Origin of the sequence: Chitinophaga ginsengisoli, assembly GCF_003014595.1 — a bacterium.
GTDB classification, from domain to species: Bacteria; Bacteroidota; Bacteroidia; order Chitinophagales; family Chitinophagaceae; genus Chitinophaga; species Chitinophaga ginsengisoli.
Map to the genome: position 1 here is coordinate 59,408 of NZ_PYGK01000010.1, position 18,786 is coordinate 78,193.

The following is an 18,786-nucleotide window of genomic DNA, read 5'->3' on the forward strand; positions in this document are numbered from 1 at the left end:
ACAACGATCATGATCAAAAAATTTACCATATGGCTATGTACCACCGGACTGCTTGTTCATAGCAGCTCTGTAACAGCACAGACAAAAGGGATCAAGGCGATCAATACCGGAGCCACCTTCCTGATGGTGAACCCTGATGCCCGCAGCAGCGGCACCGGCGATGCCATGACCGGACTGGAGGCAGACGCCAACTCGCTGTTTGGCAATGCCTCCAAGATCGTCTTTGCTGGCGACTGGGGCGTTAGCGCCTCCTATTCCCCCTGGATGTGGGACCTCAACAACAACGACCAGCGCACCAATATGGGCTATCTCGCTGCCTTCAAAAACTTCAATAATAATACAGAAGGTGTAGGTGTATCCATGCGTTACTTTACTAATGGTACGATCATCTTCAGAGATGATAACGGCACCGAACTGCAACAGTACAAACCCAAAGAGTACGCCATTGATGTGACTTATGCGCGTAAATTGAGTAACAACATCGGACTGGGAGTCTCCCTTCGTTACATCAACAGTAACCTGGGCCGTGGAAGTTATAATGGCCTTCAGCAAAGACCCGCCAGCGCTGTTGCGGCCGATATCAGTTTCTACTCCGAGCACTACGCCCACAACGATCCTGCGGGTAACCGTTATGCCTGGGGCATTGCCTTTACCAACATCGGTTCCAAACTGAATTATACCGATGATAACAACCGTAAAGCTTTTCTTCCTGCTAACCTGCGCATCGGTGGTGGTTACTCATTTGTCAATACCGTCGAGCACCAGTTCACCGTCCTGGCGGATGTTAATAAACTGCTGATACCCACCCCTCCTACTTATAAAATGGATGCCAGTGGACAACCCACCAGTGAAATACTGGATGGAAAAGACCCCAATCGCAGTATGACCGAAGCACTGTTTACCTCTTTCTGGGATGCTCCCGGCGGTTTCCAGGAAGAGCTCCGTGAGTTTACAATAGCCGGAGGACTGGAATACACTTACCAGCATCAGCTATTCATCCGCACCGGCTACTTCTATGAGCATCCGCAAAAAGGTTACAGGCAACACTTCTCCGCCGGCGTTGGCACCCGTATTAAAGGCGTTTCCATAGACATGGCTTATATCATGCCTACAGCGAATAGTATTTATCAGAGAAGGACCCTCAAATTCTCAGTTGCGTACCATATTGGTGCAGCCAGCCGTCAATAAACACCACATATTCATCATTTACATATTAACTCCAACATATGAAACCATATATTCTGTTGATAACGCTGCTTTTCTCCGGATTTGGCGTCACCAAAGCACAGCAACGCACCCGGGACAAACTGTTCCCTTCATTCCAGCAGGACTTTTCTGCGCTGCAACAAAAAGAAAGTAAAGACGCTCCTAAAGATCACCGTACTACCCGCGAACAGCTCTTTACTGACTACCATCCCCAGCACACCACACGTCAGGGTAGTGCCACCAGATTAAAAACAAACAGCGCATCTGCAGGTAAAAATCCATCAGATGTCACCGCTGAGGAGTCAACAAAAGCACTGAAAGCCAGACAGGTCAATCTCCCTGCGCCGGCAACGCCCCCTACACAAGGCAATGAATCAGAAAGCAGTCGTGCCTTGAAAACAGCAGCGCCGGTGGTAACTCCAAAAGCGACAGCTCCTACTGCAGCTCCCGTTAACAAATCATTCGAACGTAAAAAACAGTAATCCCCCCTGTAAGCATACAAAACACATTGTCATGAAGAAATTATATCTCCTGCTTATATTCCTGGCTACCACCTGCTATGCTGCCTATGCCCAGAACGGGCTTTCAGGTACGAACTACCAGGCCGTGGTCCGTAACCCGAATGGTACGCTGGTAGCAAATAAGAATATCACTGTACGTATTTCAATCCTGGGCGGCTCTGCTGCCGGTCCTGTTCAATATGAAGAAACCCATGATGTAGCCACCAGTGCGCTGGGTTTATTCAACCTCCAGATCGGTAAGGGAAATGCTACAACCGGCACTTACACAGGAGTGCCCTGGGCCAATGCAAATCAATATCTGAAAGTAGAAGTGAATACCGGCAGCGGTTTCGTGGCACTAGGCACTTCAGAATTAATGAGTGTTCCTTATGCGCTTTATGCGGCTAATGGCAATCCCGGGCCTGCGGGTCCCCAGGGGCCTGCTGGCCCGGCTGGTCCACAGGGAGCAGCAGGTCCTGCCGGTCCGGTTGGTCCTGTGGGGCCAATGGGAGCGCAAGGTGTAGCTGGCCCCGCAGGAGTACCAGGCCCTGTAGGTCCTATGGGCGCAGTTGGCCCTATTGGACCGGCTGGTGCTCAAGGTGATCCCGGTCCCGCTGGTCCGGTTGGACCTATAGGCGCCGTTGGTCCTCAGGGGCCGGTTGGTCCTGCTGGTGTGGCTGGCCCTGCCGGCCCGATGGGCGCTATTGGACCTGTCGGCCCCGCTGGTGCACAAGGCAATCCTGGCCCTGTCGGACCTGCTGGTCCCATTGGCCCGATGGGTCTTGTGGGTCCCGCTGGTGTGGCTGGCCCTGCGGGTCCTGCCGGACCAGTAGGGCCGATTGGTCCGATTGGCCCTATTGGTCCTGCGGGTGCTGTTGGCCCTGCCGGACCGGTAGGCCCTGCGGGCAACATTAACGGCATCGCTGCCGGCGGCGACCTGAGTGGCACTTACCCTAACCCGGTAGTGGCCAATGGCGCTATTACACTGGCTAAACTGGCCCCGGGTATCATTCCGACTTCCCTGCCGCCGAATGGCTCCGCAGGAGGAGATCTTGGTGGTACCTACCCCAATCCCAATGTAGTACGCATACAAAATACCCCTGTTTCCAATACAGCTCCTACTGCCGGACAGGTACTGAAATATGACGGCGCCAGCTGGGTGCCCTCTCCACTGGGAGGTGGCGGATTTACACTACCATACATTACTACCGAAAACAATGCCGCCACCCTGTTTTCCATCACCAATGACGGAGACGGCACTTCTGTTGAAGGCGCCAACAATACAGCCACCAGCAATGTCAGCGCCATACGGGGTCTGATCACCAGCACCTCTCCGGGTGGATTCTCCTCCGCAGTAAGAGGGATCAACAATGGAACCGGAGGACTGGGTATTGGTGTGTATGGCTCCCAGAACGGCTCCGGATGGGGCGTATATGGTGTGACGCCAAATGGGCTGGGCGTATATGGTAATGCCTCTGCCAGTGGAATTGGCGTATATGCCAATAGTAACACCGGAACTGGTTTAACCGCTACTTCCAATAATGGTATTCCCGCCAGCATATCCATTTTCAACAATTCGAATAATAACACGGTATTGGATGCCAACTCTGTCGGTAATGGTACTGTGGTGAATGTAACGACCACGGGTAACGGCGCAGGCGTGCGTAGCAGTACTGCTGCCGGTTTTGGTATACACGGCATTACCAGCGCCCAAAGCTCAGCTGGCGTGGTGGGCGACAATAATGGTGGTGGAGAAGCAGTGGTAGGTCGTACCACTTCTGACATCGCAGGAGCAGTGGTTGGTCGTAATGACGGCGGAGGTTATGGTGTAAGAGGTTTTGTGGCCACCAACACCAGTAACACCGGTATAGGTGTATACGGACAGGTAGGCATAGGCGGTAGTACAGGCCGGGCCGGCCGGTTCGAAAACTTCAATCAGACGAATATAGATGCGAACATCCTGGAAGTAGTCAGCAACAGTAACGGTAATATTCCTGACAACACACTTGGTAATGCCAGCTCTTTCTTCCTTAACAATACCAACAGTGTAGGGGCTGCCGTAAGAGCAGAAGTGAATACCATCTTCGGCAACTTCGGTGCAGCAGGTGTTTTCGGCGTTTCATCCGGTACCGGTGGCCGCGCGGGACTATTTTATGCCTCCAATCCTTCAGGTAATGGCGCATCCCTGATAGCGCTGACAGATGGTAACGGCAATGCCATCACGGCCAATGCCGGAAAAGACGGTAATGGGGTGGAAACCAATATCGATGGTGCCGGTAACGCGCTGTACGCCTGGGTCCCTTCATTTTCGACCGGTAAGGCCGGCAGATTCGAGATCTTTAATGACAACAACAACAACGAAGTTATAACAGTAAAAACCGTTGGTAATGGCATCGCCGGCAGCTTCAAGGTAGACAGGACCACAGGCACCTCTCCTGCAGTAAAAGGCGAGGTAAATTCAATGTTCGCCAACTTCGGTACAGCGGGTATATATGGCCAGTCTTCCGGCACCGGCGGTTATGCAGGATTGTTTTATTCTTCCAATCCGGCAGGTAATGGTCCCTCCCTGCTTGCACTGACCGAAGGTAATGGCAACGGTATCACCGCCAATGCCGGCGGTGATGGAGACGGTGTGGAGGCCAGCTGCGACGGAGGCGGTAACGCCATTTCCGGCTTTATCCCCAATTTTGGAACAGGTAAAGCGGGCCGTTTCGCCAATTTCAATAATGCTAACTCGCAGCCGGTGGTACACATCACGACTACAGGAACAGGTACTACACAGCTGATCAACCACCAAGGGCCTTCAGGCAATATCGCGGTATTCCAGAGTGCCGGTGTTAATGTGGCGCGCATTAATAAGGCAGGAAGAGGCTTCTTCAATGGAGGTACGCAGAATAGCGGTGCTGACGTGGCGGAAGCCTTTGATGTGACAGGAAACGTGCAGGCTTATAGTCCGGGTGATGTGCTGGTAATTGCAGCAGATGCCGATAGGACTGTGGAGCTGTCTTCCAAACCATATTCCACTCTCGTAGCAGGCGTGTATGCAACCAAACCGGGTGTGCTATTAACAGAAGAAAATATTGATAGTAACATGGATAGCAAAGTGCCTATGGGTGTAATAGGTGTGATTCCTACCAAGGTATGTGGCGAGAATGGTCCTATCCGCAGGGGAGATCTGCTGGTTACTGCCAGCAAAGCCGGACATGCCATGAAGGCTGACCTTGACAAAGTGAAACCTGGTCAGGTAATTGGTAAAGCGTTGGAGAACTTTGATGGGGAAGGCGCCGGAAAGATTAGGGTACTGGTGAATGTGAGATAAACGGCTTGATACTAACAAACCCACAGCTGCGGCTGGATGACGAAAGTTGTCCGGCCGTTTTTTTACAGGATGATCTGTATATACGTTTACAACTAGAGATGAAACTCCCAAGATAGAGTTCCTACAATGAATAAAACATATAGGACTCCGTCAGGAGTCCCCTTGTTTGTAGCGCGGGGTGCAACCCCGCGTTGCGTGGGTGTCCTCCGGTAATACGTAGCACGAGGTGTATCCCCCTGGTAACGCATATCCCCTGGGTAAACGAAAGCAGAAACCGCGTACCACCGGGCACAAAAAAAGAGAACATCCCCCGGTATAGCCCGGAGGATGTTTCCCTTATATCTTTATAAACCATCTACCTTAAGCGGCAGTAGATTTTAGATCCTGAAGTGGGAGAATGCCTTGTTAGCTTCAGCCATACGGTGAGTATCTTCTTTCTTTTTGAAAGCAGCACCTTCACCCTTGCTTGCAGCTACGATTTCGTTAGCCAGTTTCTCAGCCATGCTCTTACCATTTCTTTCACCAGCATAACGGATTAACCATTTCATGCACAGGGAGATCTTTCTGTCAGGACGAACCTCAGAAGGGATCTGGAAGGTAGCACCACCGATACGACGGCTTCTAACTTCTACGGCAGGAGTTACGTTTGTCAAAGCTTTTTTCCAAACCTCGTAACCGTTTTCGTTAGTGATCTGGCTTACTCTGTCAATCGCATCGTAAAATATTCTAAAGGCAATGCTCTTTTTACCCTGTTCCATCACGTTGTTAACAAACCTGGTAACCAGTCTGTCGTTAAAGCGCGGATCCGGAGCCAAAGGCATCTTTTTTGCAGCTTGCTTTCTCATTTATCTGAAAAATTTCAACTATTTGTAAATGTATTATTTCTTAGCCTTTTCCTTTTTGGTACCATACTTGGAACGGCTCTGCTTTCTATCTTTCACACCAGCAGTATCCAGGGAACCACGTACGATGTGGTAACGAACACCTGGCAGATCTTTTACCCTACCACCACGGATCAGCACGATGGAGTGTTCCTGCAGGTTATGTCCTTCACCAGGGATGTAAGCGATCACCTCTACTTTATTGGTCAAACGCACCTTTGCAACCTTGCGCAGCGCAGAGTTAGGCTTTTTAGGAGTGGTTGTGTACACACGGGTACAAACACCACGACGCTGAGGACAGCTATCTAAAGCCCTGGACTTGGATTTAGCCCGGATAATTTCTCTTCCTTTTCTTACTAATTGTTGTATAGTAGGCATTCTACCTAAGTTTTTTTTCTGTCGGTTTACAATGACATCCAAATCACCCAGAATGGGAATTTGGGAGGGCAAAGGTACATTTCTCCATGTTAATAACAAAATGTTTTAAACATTTTTTTGAGAAGGCCCTCTAGCGACCTGACAGATCAGTCACTATGTCTTTCCATTCCTGGTCTAATGATACCTCCGGCATTTTCCGTCCTGCCCTGGCATACCAATAACCGGCATTGCCACGGTCCCCTTCTTTCCTATGCAGATAAGCGTGCACCCAGGCGGCTGTATCGTCCTCCAGGTCCTCTATTATATCATGTGCTTTTTGCCAGTTTCCTTTTCCTTCCCACCAAAGGGAGGTCAGATAAGATGAAATGCCTGCGGGAGGCGTATCCTGGCTGAGGGAGTCCAGAAAAGCTGAAAGTGTCATCCTGCAAAGATGCATTTTTTCCCGGGGAATCCCTAGCCTGTGCAGGTTTTCTCCCGAAAATGTTCCCAGACCCGGTCAAACCGGTCTATTTCTCCTCTCAAGGGGGGTATTCCAAGCAGATCCCACTGAGCCATGTTATCCCCCGATTACATAGCTGACATTCAGTAGAGGTTCGCTCGAGATAGCCTCATCCTCCCTTAATCTTCCGTTCCGGAACGGAAGATTAAGGGAGGATGAGGCTACCTCGAGCGAACCTCTAACGGATCTAAATAGAATACTAACCGGGAATAAAACCCTGTTAATCTTCCATATGATCAGGTACAAACAATGTTTCACCTATGTCTATCTTACGTTAATCCTGCGTTCTGGAACGTAGGATCAACGTAAGATGAACATAGGTGAAACATTGTTTGTACGATGTTATTACCTGTTTATATGGGTACCAGATATAAAATGAAGGGGGCCATCCGCATATGCAAATGGCCCCTTACTAACACAACTAAGACTATCTTTAGTGTTTTGATACCTTGTAATTCCAGTTACGGGTGTCTTCCGCCTTGCCGGTCCGGATAGCATCCAGTCTTTCCAGCAGTTCAGCACCTACCACATATTTAGTAGTATCCAGGTGGATCTCATGCTCCTTATAGTGCAGATCTTCCACATATGCCACGCTTGACGCGGTACCTGTACCGAATACTTCTCTCAGCGTACCCGCTTTCCAGGCGGTAACGACTTCTTCTATAGAGATAGGCCTTTCCTCTACGGTCAGTCCCATATCGGAGAGAACGTCCATTACGCTGGCACGGGTAACCCCTGCCAGGATAGTTCCCTGGGTCAGGTCAGGTGTGATGGCTTTGTTACCGATGATCGCAAAAACGTTCATGGTACCACACTCCTGTAAATATTTATATTCCAGTCCATCTACCCAGAGGATCTGGTCGAATCCCTGTTTACGGGCCTGCATGGTGGGGTACATAGCACCACCATAGTTACCAGCTGCCTTTGCATAACCTACGCCACCAGGAAAGGCACGTATATATTTATCCTGTACCAGTAACCTGATAGGTTTGTTAAAATACGGACCGGAAGGAGAGTTAATGATGACAAACTTGTAAGTGTCTGAAGGTCTTACACCGATAAATTCATCCGCAGCGATCATGAAAGGTCGCAGGTACAGTGAGCTACCTTCATTGGTAGGCACCCAATCACGATCGAGGTCGATCAGCATGTCCATACCACCGACAAACAGCCATTCCGGTACGTATGGCATCCCCATGCGTTCCGCTGAAGTGTTAAAACGGGCATAGTTGTCGTACGGACGGAAGATCATAGGTTCTCCCTGAGGGTCTTTGTAGGCCTTAATACCTTCAAAAATGGCTTGCCCGTAATGCCAGGCGGCATTGGAAGGACTTACAGAAAGATGTTGGAACGGCAGGATCTCTGCATTTTTCCATTCCTTTCCATCAAAATCTGCCACCAGCATGTGGTCGGCATACTTCTTTCCGAACACAAGGTTGTTAAAATCAACTTCATTGATCCGGCTTTCGCTGGTCCGGGTCACTTTAATTCTTTTAACTGCCTCTTCAAGTACGGCGTTTGTTGTTGGATTGTCTACTGCCATCATAAGGACCATTAATTTTTTTATTTGTGTTTTGGTGTGTGAATTTCAATTCCCGGTCCTGTTCCCGTATAAAATCTAAAGTCGGAAATCCTGAATCTAAAATTGAATACTCTTACATTTGCTCACTGTCAGATGCAAATAAACTGATTTTTTCCCCAAAGGGGAGCTATACATTAAGTTAAATATACATATACATGTCTTTTGATAAATTGCAACTGGATCCGTACTTATTGGCCAGGATATACACCCAGCCTATTATTCCGGGGAAAAAAGCGCCTGTTGCAGTGGTGACAGAAGCACCTCCTAAAGTGAAATTTTTAGGCGAAAATCAAAAAAACATTGCACTGTTCATACAAAACGACGGCGAAGCATATTTAAATGAAGAATTATTTAACCTGCTTACCAATATATTAAACGCGTGTAAACTGGGAATGCAGGACATCGCGCTTATAAATGTAGCCCAGTACAGTGCGATGACATTTACAACCTGGCAAACAGCCATTCCTATGAAGCAGGCAGTGCTTTTTGGTATCGATCCTGCTACTATGGGTCTTGAGGCCATATCCAACTACCAGCTGTTACAGGTGAATGGTTGTCAGCTGATCTGCTCAGATCCGCTGCAGCTTATTGCCCAGGATAAAGTAATGAAAGGAAAACTGTGGATGGGCCTGAAACAATTACTGGGTATATAATATCATTGCCATAGACACTAAACCGCTTTTCGAATGACACTTGTATTTGCGACCAACAACGAAAACAAGGTAAAGGAGATCCGCTCCATGCTGGGCGACCATTTTTCCATCATCACACTGAAGGAAGCAGGTATCGACATTGATATTCCTGAACCTCATGATACGCTGGAAGACAACGCCAGGGAAAAATCATCTGTCATATATGAAATGACCGGCAAAGACTGTTTCTCTGAGGATACCGGCCTGGAAATAGATGCACTCAATGGTGCTCCGGGAGTATTGTCTGCCCGTTATGCCGGCGAACAGAAGCTGGCAGATGATAATATCACCCGGGTGCTGCACGAAATGGAAGGCCGGGAGAACCGGCAGGCGCATTTCAGAACAGTGATCTCCCTGATATTGAACGGCAAGGAATACCAGTTCACCGGCGTATGCCCCGGCACTATCCTTACTGAAAGACGCGGCGGAAAAGGCTTTGGTTATGATCCTATTTTCATACCGGTCGGCGCTAAGAAGGCATTTGCTGAAATGGATATAACAGAAAAGAACCGATACAGTCACAGGGGTAAAGCCTTTCAGCAACTGATCACTTTTCTGAGGGAAGCTGCTACCAAACCTCTTTCCTGATGCCCCGGAAACCATATGCTGTTTCAGCTCCACATTTTAATTGTACTATCAAATTATGGCAAGAGTAAAAATAAGTATGCCGGAAAAGCTGGGTTTCACTACACAGATACCGGTAAGAATAACAGACATTAACTACGGCGGACACGTAGGTAATGATTCCATCCTGTCCATTCTCCACCAGGCGCGCGTTGAGTTTCTCAGATCCATGGGATATGAAGAAAGAGGCCCCAACGATGGACTGATCATGGCTGATGCTGCCCTGATCTATAAAGGAGAAGGTTTTGCAGGCGACATCTTTGATATCGCCATCGGGGTGGCTGATATTACACCGTTCGGCTTTGATATGTATTATAGAATAACCACCCTCCGCAATGGCAATACAGTCCTGATCACTGAAGCAAAGTCAGGCATGATCTTCTTCGATTATAATGCACGCAAGGTGGCCCGACTGCCGGAAGACTGGAAGGAAAAACTGGCAGTGTACGATCAGGATACGATATCCACCAGTAAATAAACGATCCAAGGAAATCTTTGTCTTAAATAATATCAAACGAGAAACTAACACATTGGGACACCCTCCCAAAAACATATAAACAATCAAGAAAAAGAATGGGAACAGATAATCTGACGAGTATTATTAAACAGCGCCGTAATATCAAACCGGCAAGTATGAACGGAAAAAAGATACCGGATCAACAAGTACAGGAATTACTGGAACTGGCTGATTGGGCGCCTACACACGGGTATACAGAGCCATGGTATTTTGTAGTGTTCAGCGGAGATGCGGTAAAACGCTTCTGCCAGGATCATGCTGATCTGTACAAAGCGAATACACCTGCCGAGAAATTTGCTCAGGGTAGCTATGACAAACTGCAGCAGCAGGGTGATCTTGCATCTCACGTCATCGCTATCTGCATGAAAAGAGGCAACAAACCCGCTATCCCTGAAGTAGAGGAGATCGCTTCGGTGGCCTGCGCTACGCAAAACTTATGGCTGGGCGCTACAGAAAAAGGATTTGCCGGCTACTGGGGCTCTGGTGGAATGACCTTCCACCCTGCTATGAAAGAATATCTTTCCTTACGCGAAGAAGATAAAGTGCTTGGTTTCTTCTACCTGGGTTATACCGACGAACAGGTTCCCGAAGGCAGAAGACTGAAGCCAAAAGAAGAGAAAGTGAAATGGGAAAAGTAAATTGATCGGGCATTGAGAATAAGAATGAATAAAACCACTTCCTGTTCTCAATGCCTGATTTTTTCATCCTAATCTTAACAGCATGCGGAACCATATTTTTCTGAAAATATTACCGTCCTTTTTATTGCTGCTGCTTTATACCCACCTCTTTGCGCAGAATAAACCCGTCCCACCGAAAACATTAGACAGTGCAACCCTCAGTAAGATCATTTCCCAACAGGTAAAAGATACTTCCTCCGGGAAATCTATGATCAAACTGTCAGATACCTCCGTTGCCATTATCATCAGCCGGCTGGAAAGCTATACCCTCATGCTGAACCAGGTCATGAGTACCCTGCGTCGTGGCATGGACACGGTAGAGATCAGTGAAAGCATTCCCCTGATAGACTCCTCCATGCGGGTCGTAAAAAGGGATATGGCCGCTATCGGCAGTACCAACAATATGCATGACCTGTATACCAACCACGTGCTGCTGATACAGTTAGAAAGAAAGCTGGACAGCTGGCAGGATCAGCTCTTCAGATTTCATGACAAGCTGGTGAACATCGCCGACACCCTTTCGCTACTAAGGAAAGATACGACCATGCGGAATTTTCCTGCGGAAGATGAACTAAGGGATATCTACGTCGGACAAATGGCTACCCTCATACAAAAATGGCGACAGGTAGATAGTGCCAACAAGACTAACCTGCTACATCTCGGATTACTGCAGAATAAAGTAGCCAAAAGATATATCGACGTAACAAACCTGCTGGAAGACATGGATTTCCAGTTGTCCAGGTTCTCACAGCGTCTGTTCAACAAGGATTTCAGTTATCTCTGGGAACCTCCTCTTCCCGGGAAAAAAGGGCCGAAGTTTCCTCAGGTGCTGAACCGCTCTATGCATAAGAACCTTAACATCCTTAAGATCTTCTTTGCTGTACACGGGCCTGTTTACCTGTTATGGTTCCTGGGCGCCATCCTGTTCCTATGGTGGGTTATGTTTAATGCACGGAAAGTGAAGAGCAAACATGAGACGCGGGAAGCAGAAAGTATTCTGCAGCAATCCCGTCACCTCTACCGGTATCCGGTGGCCAGCACTATTCTGCTGGTATCGACCCTTTCCTTTCTAATCTCCATCCAGTACCCTATCATGTATACAGGTATCTGCTGGATCATCACGGCACTTGCAACTACCTTTATTATCCGTCATAGTATTCCACCCAATCTTTTCAAAAGATGGTTGTTGCTGGTATTACTGCTGATAACTTACTGCATTAATAACCTCCTGATCCAGGTAACATTTACTGAGCAATGGGGCGTCTTTATCGGAGGCATTGTATCTGTTGTACTGGGTACTTACCTGTTACGCAGGCTCCGGAATACAACACTGCCTTTGCCTAAATATTCAAGGTCTGCGCTCCTGCTGTTTATTGCACTCAGCGGGCTGTCTGTCATACTGGTGGTATTGGCCCGCGTTTCTGCCGCCAAGATCATGGGAGCCGCGAGTGTAGTCGGCATCACGATGGCACCGGGAGTTATTCTGATGGTAGAAATATTGATGGAGGCCATCTATCTCCAGGTGGAGGCCAAGAAGGATTCCAGCACCTTCATCTCCATGATCGACTACCAGAATATCAAATCCCGCCTGAAGACCATTTTCTATATAGCGGCATTCATAGGCTGGCTGGCGCTGATAGCCCGTAACCTGTACCTCTATGATGGTCTCTATGAAGGCATTTCCGATATGCTGCAGGCAGAGCGGAAGATCGGTAACTTTGCATTCTCATTCAGCAGCGTGATCATTTTCCTGCTGATCATTTGGTTGTCGACCGTCGTTACACAGATCATTTCTTATCTATTGGGATATACAGGTCAGACTTCACAACACCACAAGAAGCTGGGTTCCGCCATGTTGCTGATACGCCTGGCCATCCTGGGAGCGGGTACGCTGCTGGCCTTTGCTGCCTCAGGCATTCCTATGGATAAGCTCGCAATAGTTATAGGAGCCCTTGGTGTAGGTATTGGTTTCGGTCTGCAGAACATTGTGAACAACCTTGTATCGGGTGTGATCCTTGCATTTGAAAAGCCTATTGAAGTAGGCGATGTCATCGAACTGGGTGCCCGTTCAGGTGTGGTGAAAGAGATCGGGATAAGGTCCAGTAAGATCTCTGCCGGAGATGGTTCTGAAGTGATTGTGCCTAATGGCGATCTCATAGCCCAACAGCTGGTGAACTGGACACTCACTAACAGGACCCGCCGTGTAGACGTAACGGTGGGTATCGCCTACGGCGCTGATCTGAAAAAGGCGATCACTGTGATCAAAGAGTATCTCCTCAATCTTGATGACATCCTCAAATCACCAGAGCCTGTTGTATTGCTGCAGAACTTCCGGGATATCGGTGTGGATATTCAGGCTATGTTCTGGATCAGTGATCTCGGACAGGCAGGGACTATCAAGAGTCAGGTGTTGACAGACATCTATGTAAGGCTCCAGGAAGCGGATATCAGTATCGCCTATCCGAGACCGCAACAGGTGCAGATCAATATGGAACCGGGCACATGGAATCCGGCACCGGCGGCATCTACACCGGCTACGCAGGCAGCACCGGTTACCGCTGTAAAGCCTTCGCCGGTTATACCTCCTCCAAAGCCACCTACTGAGATGCCACCACCGGACACCCTGCAAAAGCCGGGAGACCGACCAGGTGAGGCCGGCGATGTGCAATAAAATTCCCTACATTTGTGGGAGGTAACCGTGCCACAACATAAACTTATCGCGATATGCGAAGTATTCTGTTCCTGCTTCTAATTGTAGCCTTGAGGGGATCTGCTCATGCACAGGTCCTCCAGTACCCCGATAAAGCATTTGAACTGGCCCAGGCATCCGGCAAAAAAGTGATGCTGGTGTTTTCCGGGTCAGACTGGTGCATACCCTGTATCAGATTTAATAAACAAATATTATCTGACAGTAGCTTTCTGAGTTTTGCAGGAGAAAACCTGGTGGTACTGGAAGCTGATTTTCCGCAGAGAAAAAAGATAGCCGCTCCACTCCGCTTGCAATACGATTCATTGGCAGCAGCTTTTAATCCGCAGGGTACCTTTCCGCAGGTGGTACTGCTAAGTCCTGGGAAAAAACTGGTGGCTTACGTGCCTTACCGGGAAGAGACACCTGCCGGTTTTATCTCGACGCTTAAACACCTGCTTCAATAGCCATCATGCATAGCAGTAAGCTTCATACCAGGTTGATGGGCTCCGACTTTGAGCTGATAGCTACCGGAGCAACAGAGGCGATCACTGCCAGACGGCTGGAGGAAGGTGTATCGGAAATACAAAGGATCGAAGCCCTGCTCACCGTGTTCAATGAAAGTTCTATCACAGCGCAGATCAATGCACAGGCAGGCGGCGCACCAGTACCTATACCATCCGAAGTATACCAGCTGATACATCGTTGTAATAAGATCAGTACCCTTACGCAAGGCGCTTTTGATATTTCAGCCGGTGTGTTGAAAAAGCTGTTCAACTTCAAATATGAACACTTTACCTGGCCGGAAAAGACAGCCATAGATCAAGCCATGCAATGCATAGGCTTCCAGCATATTGCCCTGCTAAACAATCAATGCATACAGCTGAAACGCAACGGTATGCGCATTGATTTCGGAGGCATCGGCAAAGGTTATGCAGCAGATCGCGTAAAGGCACGCTGGATAGCAGACGGCGCTACCAGTGGTGTGATCAATGCCAGCGGCGACCTCACCGCCTGGGGCACACAACCCGATGGCGGCCCCTGGAAAGTAGGTATTGCACATCCCGACGATCCCCGGAAGGCACTATTATGGCTACCCGTGAACAATGCCTCCGTAGCTACCTCCGGGAACTATGAACAGTATGTGGAGCGTGGCGGTATCCGTTATTCCCACAATATCGATCCCCGCAAGGGATGGCCGGTACCTTATATCAAAAGTGTAACCGTGGTCAGCCCCAGCGCAGAACTGTCCGACGCACTGGCTACCGCCGTTACCGTCATGGGGCCTGTAGTGGGCCTTGACCTGGTGAACCAGCTGCCGGATGTTCACTGTATCATCATAGATGGAAGGAACAAAGTCATTCAATCGGATAACATTCAAATACATGCGAAAGGCTAAAAGCAGCAGCATCCTGCTTATCGCCACAGGTACATTAGGGGTATCGCTCTTCATGCAGTCATGCGTGACGGTGAAGCCCTATCAGCGGATGTATCTCAACGATGAGAGCATGCAACTGGGTAAAAGAGGAATAGAAAAATTTGACGAAAACGTACATACTTACCGTGAAGGAAGCAGTGGGGGTGGTAGTGGGAAGAACAGCGGAGGATGTGGTTGTAACTGATCTTAAATGAAAAGACTATTTATTGCGGCAGGCCTGCTGGCAGCCTATTTCACGGCATCTGCGCAAAAAGGAATCGACAGTACGGCTTATAAGAAACAAAAGATCTCCCAGACAGACATACAGGTGTTGTTCTCCTTTTACACGCAGGATGGCAATCATTCAGCCGTAACCGGGGGAACAGGCACTGAGAACCTGCAGGTCTACGCTACTGATGTCTCCATTTCCCATCAACGTGACTCTGTACATACCTTCGATTTGGGATTCGGTGTTGATATGATCACATCCGCATCTACTGACCGTATCGACATGGTGATGTCTTCTGCTTCCCGGCACGATAACCGTTTCCATATCAATGCCGGTTATAGTCGACTGTTCAAAAAACCACACCTGCGTGTAGGCATTAACAGTGGGCTGGCACTGGAATCAGATTACCTTTCTGTTCCTATTGGTGTCTCGGTATCGCATGATAATACAGATCACAGCCGGCAATGGTCAGCCTCCCTTCAGTACTTTTACGATGACCTCCGCTGGGGAAGATTTGATCCTGACTACTACGCCCCCGAAACGCTGGTCTATCCTTCGGAACTGAGAGACACCGCCTGGTTCAACATCTATACGCGGCAATCATATAATCTCAACCTGGCCCTCTACCAGGTGGTCAATCAGCGTATGCAGTTTGCCGTTTTCCCCGAATTGGTCTACCAGAAAGGATTACTTTCCACCCCCTTCCACCGGGTATACTTTAATGATGGAAGTACCCTGAGAGTGGAAAACCTGCCACGGGAAAGGTGGAAGTTCCCCATTGGCCTTCAGTTCAATGTGTTTGTAGGCAGGAATACTGTTATCCGCTCTTATTACCGCTTTTACCACGATAACTTCGGTATCACAGGGCATACCATACAGCTGGAAGTGCCCATAAAGACCAGTCCACAGTTCACCTTGTCTCCGCTCCTGCGCTTTTATACCCAGACGGGCGCAAAGTATTTCAGGCCTTATAAGGAGCATAATATCAACGAAGCCTTTTACACATCCGACTACGATCTGAGCCGGTTCAACAGTTATAAAGCTGGTATCAGCGCACGTTATGCATTGCTGAAGCCGATGTTCCGCCATTATTCCTTCCAGGAAATCGGGCTGCGGTATGCCTTCTACAAACGTTCAGACCAGCTGTCGGCACATATGGTGTCACTACTGCTGGATTTCAAGCACAGTAAAGGGTAGTTTTGTCTGGCACAGCATATGATATACTTTCTTAAAAAAGGAGTGTATATGAGAAACTTACAACTGGGCCTGCTGGCCTTTGCCGTTATGTTATTGAGCAGCTGTGAAGTAGTAGGAGGAATTTTTAAAGCAGGAGTATGGGTAGGTGTGCTGGCGGTCGCATTTGTGGTGATTATTATTTTGTGGCTGGTAGGGCGAGCGAGGAAATGATGTTAACTTCTACTGATATGTAACCGGGAGAATATCCCGGTTATTTTTTTTGTGTGGGTATCAAACTGAGAAAAATGGTACATTCCTCTCGAAAAAGAAATATAAATTCCATTATTTAGAATAATAAATCAGATTTTTGTATAAAATCAGCAAAAAACAGGTTTATTATGCTCATCCAATTCTCTGTCTCTAATTTTAAGACATTTAAGAATAAGGCTACACTCGACCTGATTGCCTCAAATTATGACAAAGAAACCCGTGAGAAAGAAAACGTCATACAAATCCCTGAATTTGGCTTAAGGATCTTAAAGAGTGCCGTGGTCTATGGTGCCAACGCAAGTGGCAAGAGCAGGTTTATGGATGCACTGGCATTTATGAAAACCTTTGTAATAAGATCATCGACAGATCGGCTAAAAGGAGATCCGATAAATGTTGACCAGTTCAGACTTGCTACTGATATCGAAAATGCTTCTACAGAGTTTGAGATCCTGTTCATTCACAACAACGAGATGTACCGGTATGGGTTTGAAATATCCAAGCAGGCAGTCCTTGCCGAATGGCTCTATCACAGGCCTAAAACCAAAGAAATTGAGATCTTCTACAGGGAAGGCCAGCGGTTTGAATTCCATGTGAAAAGATTTTCAAAAGGTCATACCCTTGCCAAAGAAGATCTTGTCAGGGAAAATGCCTTGCTGCTGTCGGTGGCGGCTCAGTTCAATGATCAGTTATCGGGGGAGATAATAAACTGGTTTAAGAAACTTACAGTAATATCAGGTCTGCAGGAACACCGATATCAGCGTATCACTTTGGATAAGACAGATGACATTAACCAAAAAAAAAGAATATTGGAGTTATTGGCTGTTGCTGATCTGGGCATTCATGATATTACGCTGGAGCGTATCGATCTCGAGAACTTACCTGCTGATATGCCTAAGAGGCTTAAAGAACTTATGTTGAAAGAAGCCAGTGAAAGCAATACAGCATTCATCTCTGATATACTTACTAAACACCGCCGTTATGATGCTGATAAGAACTATATCGGTGATGTTAATTTTTCTTTAGAAGATGATGAATCATCAGGAACATTCAAACTGTTTTCTTTGGCAGGATCTGTATTGGATGCACTGGAACATGGCTATCCTTTATTTATAGACGAACTGGATTCCAAACTGCATCCAAATCTTGTGTGCAAACTGGCAGAGTTGTTCAATTCCTCAACCACCAATCCGAAGAATGCGCAGCTTATATTTAATACACATGATACAGACCTCCTGAGTTCCGGGCTTTTCAGAAGAGATCAGATATGGTTCACGGAAAAAGACAGGTATGGCGCTGCCTCATTGTTTTCATTGAGCGACTTTAAATCGGAGGTAAGAAGAACAGAGAATTTTCAAAGTAATTATATTCAGGGAAAATATGGAGCTATTCCATTTCTCGGTGAATTTATATCGCCATTTGTATCCCAAATAATATCTGATGACAAGAAATAGAAAAACCAAAAACCAACCATATCAGGAACAGCAGCCATCTAAACAACGTCGTAAAAGTCCTCCATCTTTAAAAAGAGCCGCTCCTTCCCGTACTGAAAAACCAACTATTCTGATTGTCTGTGAAGGTGAAAATACAGAACCATCTTATTTCAGAAAGTTCAGGCTTTCCTCTGCAACGATAAAGGCAATCGGCGATGGACGCAATACTACCGCCGTAGTAAAACAGGCTATTGCATTATCCGCAAAGGGAAATTATGAGCAGGTCTGGTGTGTCTTTGACAAAGACGATTTTCCAGCCAAAGATTTTAACGGCGCAGTTGCCATGGCCGCGGCCAATAATATCAAAGTGGGTTATTCTAATCAGGCATTTGAGTATTGGCTGATCCTTCACTTTGCAGATCACCAGGGAGGTTGTATGAACAGGAAAGATTATCACCAGGTGATCAATACTTATACACGTCCACTGGGAATAAGCTATAATGGTAAGGCTGACAAACAGATATCAGAAGATCTCTTTGACATGCTAATGTCTATTGATAACGTAGCGAAAGTAAAAAGAGTTGAATTGGCTATCAGCCGTGCAAAGAGAAATCATAAAACGGTGGCTCACTTAAGTCCCGCCGAGCAACAATCTGTTTCAACAGTCTACAAGCTGGTCGAGGAAATACTAAAATACGCCTGA

General features: G+C 47.6%; 19 protein-coding genes. 15 read left to right on the forward strand and 4 right to left on the reverse strand.

Annotation, left to right across the window (positions count from 1 at the left end):
- Positions 1-9 precede the first annotated feature (9 nt).
- From porV to CLV42_RS22000, 3 genes are read left to right on the forward strand one after another with little or no spacing between them, the layout of a single operon-like run.
- Entirely contained in the window at positions 10-1,188 is a 1,179-nt protein-coding gene (gene porV / locus CLV42_RS21990) for a type IX secretion system outer membrane channel protein PorV (protein ID WP_106604083.1), read from the forward strand.
- Positions 1,189-1,226: 38 nt separating this feature from the next.
- Positions 1,227-1,688, forward strand: coding sequence for a hypothetical protein (locus CLV42_RS21995; RefSeq protein ID WP_106604084.1), 462 nt, complete (start codon positions 1,227-1,229; stop codon positions 1,686-1,688).
- A 31-nt stretch (positions 1,689-1,719) separates the two neighbouring features.
- Positions 1,720-5,025 carry a hypothetical protein gene (locus CLV42_RS22000; protein ID WP_211303509.1) on the forward strand — a complete coding sequence of 1,102 codons (3,306 nt, stop codon included), beginning with the start codon at positions 1,720-1,722 and terminating at the stop codon, positions 5,023-5,025.
- Between the two features lie 377 nt (positions 5,026-5,402).
- Here CLV42_RS22000 and rpsG read toward each other — a convergent pair whose 3' ends face one another.
- The 4 genes from rpsG to CLV42_RS22020 all read right to left on the reverse strand — a co-directional run bounded on the left by rpsG (position 5,403) and on the right by CLV42_RS22020 (position 8,329).
- The gene (gene rpsG, locus CLV42_RS22005; protein ID WP_106604085.1) at positions 5,403-5,870 is read right to left on the reverse strand and encodes a 30S ribosomal protein S7; all 468 of its coding nucleotides are present in this window, start codon (positions 5,868-5,870) and stop codon (positions 5,403-5,405) included.
- Positions 5,871-5,903: 33 nt separating this feature from the next.
- The gene (rpsL, locus tag CLV42_RS22010; RefSeq protein WP_012789278.1) at positions 5,904-6,284 is read right to left on the reverse strand and encodes a 30S ribosomal protein S12; all 381 of its coding nucleotides are present in this window, start codon (positions 6,282-6,284) and stop codon (positions 5,904-5,906) included.
- A gap of 130 nt (positions 6,285-6,414) precedes the next feature.
- The gene (locus tag CLV42_RS22015) at positions 6,415-6,705 is read right to left on the reverse strand and encodes a hypothetical protein (protein ID WP_106604086.1); all 291 of its coding nucleotides are present in this window, start codon (positions 6,703-6,705) and stop codon (positions 6,415-6,417) included.
- Positions 6,706-7,216: 511 nt separating this feature from the next.
- Complete coding sequence (locus CLV42_RS22020; RefSeq protein ID WP_245901713.1) at positions 7,217-8,329, reverse strand: branched-chain amino acid aminotransferase; 1,113 nt, start codon at positions 8,327-8,329, stop codon at positions 7,217-7,219.
- Positions 8,330-8,520: 191 nt separating this feature from the next.
- Between CLV42_RS22020 and CLV42_RS22025 the strand changes: the two genes are divergently transcribed.
- From CLV42_RS22025 to CLV42_RS22080, 12 genes are all read left to right on the forward strand, one after another.
- Positions 8,521-9,018, forward strand: coding sequence for a hypothetical protein (locus CLV42_RS22025; protein WP_106604087.1), 498 nt, complete (start codon positions 8,521-8,523; stop codon positions 9,016-9,018).
- Positions 9,019-9,051: 33 nt separating this feature from the next.
- Positions 9,052-9,645 (forward strand): RdgB/HAM1 family non-canonical purine NTP pyrophosphatase, encoded by a 594-nt coding sequence (gene rdgB / locus CLV42_RS22030; protein WP_106604088.1) that lies wholly within the window; start codon positions 9,052-9,054, stop codon positions 9,643-9,645.
- A gap of 55 nt (positions 9,646-9,700) precedes the next feature.
- A complete protein-coding gene (locus tag CLV42_RS22035) occupies positions 9,701-10,159 on the forward strand; it encodes an acyl-CoA thioesterase (protein ID WP_106604089.1) in 459 nt (152 codons plus the stop codon).
- A 95-nt stretch (positions 10,160-10,254) separates the two neighbouring features.
- On the forward strand, positions 10,255-10,836 hold the full coding sequence (locus CLV42_RS22040; protein WP_106604090.1) for a nitroreductase family protein: 582 nt from the start codon (positions 10,255-10,257) through the stop codon (positions 10,834-10,836).
- A gap of 82 nt (positions 10,837-10,918) precedes the next feature.
- Positions 10,919-13,546, forward strand: a complete 2,628-nt coding sequence (locus tag CLV42_RS22045) for a mechanosensitive ion channel family protein (RefSeq protein ID WP_106604091.1) — start codon at positions 10,919-10,921, stop codon at positions 13,544-13,546.
- A gap of 53 nt (positions 13,547-13,599) precedes the next feature.
- The gene (locus tag CLV42_RS22050; protein WP_106604092.1) at positions 13,600-14,028 is read left to right on the forward strand and encodes a thioredoxin family protein; all 429 of its coding nucleotides are present in this window, start codon (positions 13,600-13,602) and stop codon (positions 14,026-14,028) included.
- A gap of 5 nt (positions 14,029-14,033) precedes the next feature.
- The gene (locus CLV42_RS22055; protein WP_106604093.1) at positions 14,034-14,960 is read left to right on the forward strand and encodes an FAD:protein FMN transferase; all 927 of its coding nucleotides are present in this window, start codon (positions 14,034-14,036) and stop codon (positions 14,958-14,960) included.
- Entirely contained in the window at positions 14,947-15,183 is a 237-nt protein-coding gene (locus CLV42_RS22060; RefSeq protein ID WP_106604094.1) for a DUF4266 domain-containing protein, read from the forward strand. The genes CLV42_RS22055 and CLV42_RS22060 overlap by 14 nt, the downstream gene beginning before the upstream one ends.
- Before the next feature lie 6 nt (positions 15,184-15,189).
- On the forward strand, positions 15,190-16,404 hold the full coding sequence (locus tag CLV42_RS22065; RefSeq protein WP_106604095.1) for a DUF3570 domain-containing protein: 1,215 nt from the start codon (positions 15,190-15,192) through the stop codon (positions 16,402-16,404).
- Between the two features lie 48 nt (positions 16,405-16,452).
- A complete protein-coding gene (locus CLV42_RS22070) occupies positions 16,453-16,614 on the forward strand; it encodes a phosphatidate cytidylyltransferase (RefSeq protein WP_089835278.1) in 162 nt (53 codons plus the stop codon).
- 167 nt (positions 16,615-16,781) lie between these two features.
- Positions 16,782-18,104 carry an AAA family ATPase gene (locus tag CLV42_RS22075; RefSeq protein ID WP_106604096.1) on the forward strand — a complete coding sequence of 441 codons (1,323 nt, stop codon included), beginning with the start codon at positions 16,782-16,784 and terminating at the stop codon, positions 18,102-18,104.
- Positions 18,091-18,786 (forward strand): RloB family protein, encoded by a 696-nt coding sequence (locus CLV42_RS22080; protein ID WP_211303510.1) that lies wholly within the window; start codon positions 18,091-18,093, stop codon positions 18,784-18,786. Before CLV42_RS22075 ends, CLV42_RS22080 begins: the two co-directional genes overlap by 14 nt.